The sequence below is a fragment of the Catellatospora aurea genome (assembly GCF_042663325.1).
Taxonomy (GTDB): domain Bacteria; phylum Actinomycetota; class Actinomycetes; order Mycobacteriales; family Micromonosporaceae; genus Catellatospora; species Catellatospora aurea.
Map to the genome: position 1 here is coordinate 1 of NZ_JBHTAC010000088.1, position 5,747 is coordinate 5,747.

Consider the following 5,747-nt stretch of genomic DNA (forward strand, 5'->3'; position numbering starts at 1 on the left):
CCGAGAACAGCAGCACCGGACGCTCGAACTCCGCCACCACCTCCCGCATCACGAACACACTCTCCGCCTCGAGGGCGTCAAGATGCGAAACCTGGAACGTCGTCACTGGTGTCGTCTCCTCTTTCTTTCGCCGGCCGCGGCCGTCAGTAGGCGCCGGAACTGCGCAGGACAGCCGTGCAGGTGCGCAGCAGGATGACCACGTCGAGGGTCAGCGACCAGTTCTCGACGTAGCGGAGGTCCAGGCGCATGGACTCCTCCCAGGAGAGGTCGGAGCGCCCGGAGACCTGCCACAGGCCGGTCAGACCCGGCTTGACCACGAGCCGCCGGTGCATGTCCGCCGGGTACTGGTCGACCTCGGAGTCCAGCGGCGGGCGGGGCCCGACCAGGGACATCTCGCCCTTCAGCACATTGATCAGCTGGGGCAGCTCGTCGATCGAGTACCGGCGCAGCCACCGGCCGATGGGGGTCACGCGCGGGTCGTTCTTCATCTTGAACAGCACGCCGTCGTGCTCGTTGAGGTGCCGCAGGTCCTGCAGCCGGTCCTCGGCGTCGGTGTACATGGTGCGGAACTTGTAGATGACGAACTCGCGGCGGTGCTGGCCGACGCGCACCTGGCGGAACAGCGCCGGGCCGCGGCCGTTGCCGAAGCGGATCATCAGCGCGCAGGCGAGCAGCAGCGGCGCGAGCAGGGTCAGCGCGATCGCGGCGAGCACCCGGTCGGTGATGTTCTTGACGAGGCGGCCGACGCCGGTGAACCGCGGGTGGTCCAGGTGCAGCATCGGCAGGCCGTCGGCCGGGCGGATGGTGGTGCGGCTGTTGGCGATGTCGAACAGCGCGCTGGCGACCATCAGGTCGACCTTCTGGTTCTCCAGGCTCCAGGCGAGGCGGCGCAGTTCGGCGCCTTCGAGCTCGGGGCAGGAGAGCACGACGACCATGTCGGCGCCGACCTCGCCGACGACCGCGGAGACCTGGTGGATGTTGTCGTACACCAGGATGCCCATGCCGGCCAGGGGAGAGCCGGTGCGCAGGGCGGGCACGCAGGCCGCGACGACGCCGAGGCCGTGGTAGCGCTCGTGCCGCAGCTGGCGGGTCAGGGCCACCACCGAGCTCTCGTGGCCGACCACGACGACCTGCCGCAGGCACTTGCCCTGGGCCCAGGCGCGGTGCAGCCGGCGGCGCAGGGTGTAGCGGCTGATGATGCCGTACACGGTGACGATCGGCACCGCGATGACGACGTAGCCGCGGGCGACCCCGAGGTGCAGGAAGTAGGAGGCGAGTCCGATGACCGCGGCGAGCACCAGGCCGCTGTGCAGAACGCGCTGGTACTCGTCATTACCGACGAACAGATAACGCCGGTCGTATGCGCGGTTGGCGAATAGCGCGATAATCCATATCGTCGGTAGGGAAAGACTGAATGCCACGTACTCGACCAGGTCGGTCCGACCGAAGATCACCTTCAGCGCGACGAGGGCGGCGACGAGCCCGACCGCCCCGTCGGAGAGCACGAGGCTCTTGACGTAGCGGGACTCCCAGCGCGTCCGTGCGCCCGGGAGGGTCCTGGTCAGCGTAGTTGTGCGGTGGCCCCGTACCCCGTGACCTGCCTTGCTCGACGCACCGATGTGGACGGTAGTCACTCTCAGCTCCCCACTGAAGTGCCTGCTGGCGATCGCACCGGCACAAGTGCCGTGATGGCTTAACGCCAAGTTCTCCGCCAGGACGTCCTGACTCTACTTAACATCTATGTCTGGAACATTAAAACCAGGTCATTGTCAGCTAGTGGACTGGGTGTGATCCCCATCCCGTCAGCCGTAAGTATGAGCAAGGATAAGACGATGCGGGAATGAAGGCGGACGGCCGCCCGATTCCCACATCGTCCAATTTCGGCGGTCGTGGGGGACCGGCCCGACGGGTTACCCCGGGGCCCGGCCAGACCACGTCCAGGCGTACCCGGGATCTTCGCAGGAGAGGGCCGGTTCGCACAGGTCCAACGGGCGGAATGTGTCCACCATGACGGCTAGTTCGTCGAAACGTTCCGCCCCGATCGAACGTTCGGCCGCTCCCGGCTGCGGCCCGTGGGTGAATCCGGACGGGTGCAGCGAGATCGAACCCTGGCCGATGCCGGAGCCGCGACGTGCCTCGTAGTCGCCGCCGGTGTAGAACAGCATCTCGTCGGAGTCGACGTTGTGGTGGTTGTACGGCACCGGGATGGCGAGCGGGTGGTAATCCACCTTGCGCGGCACGAATGAACAAATCACGAAATTCGGACCTTGGAAGGTCTGGTGCACCGGCGGCGGCTGGTGCAGCCGGCCGGTGATCGGCTCGAAGTCGTGGATCGAGAACGCCCACGGGTAGAGGCACCCGTCCCAGCCCACGACGTCGAACGGGTGCTCGGCGTACACGTGCCGGGTCCAACCGCGACGGTGCTGCACCAGCACCTCGACGTCGCTGCCCTCGACGACCAGCGGCTCGTCGGGCCCGCGCAGGTCGCGCTCGCAGTAGGGGGAGTGCTCCAGGAACTGCCCGCGCACGGACAGGTAGCGCTTGGGCGGCCCGATGTGCCCGGTGGCCTCGATGACCAGCAGCCGGGTCGGCTCCAGCGGTACCAACCGGTGCACGACCGAGGTGGGGATGACGACGTAGTCGCCCTCGGTCGCCTCCAGCACGCCGAACACCGACTCGACCCGCAGCCGGCCCGCTTCGACATAGAGGCACTCGTCGCCGATGGCGTTGCGGTACAGCGGCGACGGGGTGTCGGCGAGCACGTACGAGATGCGGCAGTCGTCGTTGGCAAGCAGGTGCTGCCGGCCGAGCACCGCGTCCGCGCCGGACTGGTCCAGCTTGTGAGTCTGCAGGTGGCGGGGCTTGAGCGGGCGGTTCGGCAGCCTGGTCCAGGCGGGCGGGTCGAACTCCTCGGCCGCCACGATCGCGGTCGGCGCGTGCCGGTGGTAGAGCAGCGACGAGTCGGAGGAGAAGCCCTCCTGCCCCATCAGCTCCTCGGCGTAGAGGCCGCCGTCGGGTTTGCGGAACTGCGTGTGCCGTTTCCGCGGGACCTCTCCGACGCTGCGGTAGTACGGCATGGCCAACCTCCTGTGTCGCTTTTAGGAGCGGTGTCCACTTTACGAAGAGAGACGTCCGATAATCGGACACTCTTGTCCGCTCTATGTAGCGTCCACTAGATTGACTGATCATGTCAACGCCACTGCTGCTGGCCCAGCTGCTCGACGATGCCGCGGTCTTCCCGCCCGGCAGCGCCACGCTGCCCGACGCCGTGGCGGCCCACCGCGAGCACCGCCGCGCCTGGTACGCCCCGCTCGTCGGCCCACTCCTGGTGCCCGCCTCCCAGCTGCCCGACCTCGGCCCGCTCCTGGCCGAGGGTGAAGAGCTGTCGGTCGGCGTGATCGCCGACGGCCCGGCCGCCGGCTGCTTCGCGCCGCCGCCCGCCGGGGTCCGGACCGTCCAGGTCGAGGCCGCCATGGCCCGCCGCGGCGAGGACCCGTCGCCCGCCCTGCACGACTTCCTTCAGCGGGTACGCGACGGCGGGGTACGCGGATACGCGGAGATCCCGCTGGCCTGGGGGCTGCTGGCCGCGCTGGACGTGCTCGCGGACGCCCGCGGCACCGGGCTGCCGGTGGCGGCGAAGTTCCGCACCGGCGGCCTGGCCGCCGAGCTGTTCCCCACGCCGATGGAGCTGGCCGCGGTGATCATCGCGTGCCACGAGCGCGAGCTGCCGTTCAAGCTGACCGCCGGCCTGCACCACGCGATCCGGCACACCGACCCCGAGACCGGATTCACCCACCATGGCTTCCTCAACGTGCTGGCCGCCGCGTGCGCCGCCGCCGAGGGAGCCGAGGTGACCGAGGTCGCCGGGCTGCTGGCCACCACCCAGCCGCTGACCCTGATCGAGGCGGTGCGCTCGCGCCGCACCCGCCGGCGGCCGCTGTGGATCGGCTTCGGCACCTGCAGCATCCCCGAACCACTCGAGGACCTGCAGAAACTCGGCCTGCTCGACGGGCGAGGATAGACAGCACACCGCACGAACAATCTCGCCCGGGATCCGGTTCCGGCCGAGCGCGCAGAGGAGACGGCATGACCTGGGTGCCCGGAGCCGCCGACAGCGGCTACGACCTGAACCACCTTCCGTACGGCGTCGTCGTGCCGTCCGACGGGCGGGCCCGGTGTGCCGTACGCATCGGTGATTTTGCTTTTGATTTGGACGCCGCCGAGGCGGCCGGTTTGATTCTCGCGGGGGACAGCCTCCGCGCGCCGAATCTCGACGCGTTCCTCGCGCTCGGGCCGGCGCACTGGTCCGCGGTCCGGGCCCGGCTCACCGAGCTGCTCGGCGACCCCGAGCACCGCGCCGCCGCCGAGCCGCTGCTGCTCCCGCTCGCGACCGTGACCAACCTGCTGGCCTGGACCGTCGCCGACTACGTCGACTTCTACTCCTCCGAGCACCACGCCTCGAACGTCGGCCAGATCTTCCGCCCCGGCCAGCCGCCGCTGCTGCCGAACTGGAAGCACCTGCCGATCGGCTATCACGGCCGGGCGGGCACCGTCGTGGTCAGCGGCACGCCGGTGGTCCGACCCAGCGGCCAGCGCGCCGCCGGTGATTTCGGCCCGTGCCGTCGCCTGGACATCGAGGCCGAAGTCGGCTTCGTGATCGGCGCCGGTTCCACCATGGGCGCGGCGGTGCCGTGGCAGCGCTTCGCCGACCACGTGTTCGGCGTGGTGCTGGTCAACGACTGGTCCGCCCGCGACATCCAGGCCTGGGAGTACCAGCCCCTCGGTCCGTTCCTCGGCAAGTCCTTCGCGACCTCGGTCTCGGCTTGGATCACGCCGCTGGCCGCGTTCGGGGCGGATGCCTGGACCGCGGCGCCCGTGCAGGACCCGCAGGTGCTGCCGTATCTCGACGACGACCGCCGGGCGCTCGACCTCGCCATCACCGTCGAGTGGAACGAGACCACGGTGGCGACCCCGCCGTTCCGCACCATGTACTGGACGCCGGCGCAGCAGCTGGCACACCTGACCGTGAACGGCGCGAGCCTGCGTACCGGGGATCTGTTCGCCTCGGGCACGGTGTCGGGTCCGGAGCGTGGCGAGGTGGGTTCGTTCCTGGAACTCACCTGGGGTGGCCGGGAACCGGTCATGGTCAAGGGCGAGGAACGCACCTTCCTGGCCGACGGAGACACCGTCGTGCTGCGCGCCCGCGTGGCAGACATCGAACTCGGTGCCGTCGCAGGGACTGTTTTCCCAGCTCAGGTCTAATGTGATCGGGGCCGCACGACCCCGATTTGCATGGTCACCCAGCCTTTGCGTAATGTTCTCTCTGCCAGCGCGGAACGGACAAAAACGGCGAGCGAAGAGCTCAAGTCGAAGTCCGGGAAACGCGGGACATCTGGGTGGTGCGGGACTTGCGCTCGCGAAACCGACCGGGTAATGTACTTCGAGCCGGCAACGAGCCGGGCGGATGAGTCCGCCGAGAGAAAATCTCGGAAGTGACCGCCGGCCGGGTTGCAGGTTCTTCCGAACTGATCTCGCTACTGAAGTAGTTGTGGTGTGTTCGGGCTGGGAAGCCGCAAAATGGATGCAAATCGATCCTGAAAATTCAGGAAAGATTCGCTTGACACGGAGCGACAGACCGGGTAACTTGGATGAGTTGCCCCGAGCGGGATCCCACGATGTGGGACACCAGCAAGGTGTGTGCTTGTTCTTTGAGAACTCAACAGGGTGCTATTTAAGCCAAGTGCCAA

General features: G+C 68.3%; 4 protein-coding genes and 1 pseudogene. 2 read left to right on the top strand and 3 right to left on the bottom strand.

The features are described 5' to 3' along the window. The 3 genes and pseudogenes from ACFQO7_RS37480 to ACFQO7_RS37490 all read right to left on the bottom strand — a co-directional run. Positions 1-106, bottom strand: a pseudogene (locus tag ACFQO7_RS37480) (sulfate adenylyltransferase subunit CysD); the annotation flags it as partial. Positions 107-143: 37 nt separating this feature from the next. Then, positions 144-1,634 (bottom strand): sugar transferase, encoded by a 1,491-nt coding sequence (locus ACFQO7_RS37485; protein ID WP_376810849.1) that lies wholly within the window; start codon positions 1,632-1,634, stop codon positions 144-146. Positions 1,635-1,910: 276 nt separating this feature from the next. Then, complete coding sequence (locus ACFQO7_RS37490; protein WP_361057431.1) at positions 1,911-3,077, bottom strand: homogentisate 1,2-dioxygenase; 1,167 nt, start codon at positions 3,075-3,077, stop codon at positions 1,911-1,913. 110 nt (positions 3,078-3,187) lie between these two features. On the opposite strand from ACFQO7_RS37490, the gene ACFQO7_RS37495 reads away from it, so the two are divergent. Together ACFQO7_RS37495 and fahA are read left to right on the top strand one after the other, a co-directional pair. Further along, the gene (locus tag ACFQO7_RS37495) at positions 3,188-4,021 is read left to right on the top strand and encodes a hypothetical protein (RefSeq protein ID WP_376810850.1); all 834 of its coding nucleotides are present in this window, start codon (positions 3,188-3,190) and stop codon (positions 4,019-4,021) included. 65 nt (positions 4,022-4,086) lie between these two features. Beyond that, positions 4,087-5,262, top strand: coding sequence for a fumarylacetoacetase (gene fahA, locus ACFQO7_RS37500; RefSeq protein ID WP_376810851.1), 1,176 nt, complete (start codon positions 4,087-4,089; stop codon positions 5,260-5,262). The last annotated feature ends 485 nt before the right edge of the window (positions 5,263-5,747 follow it).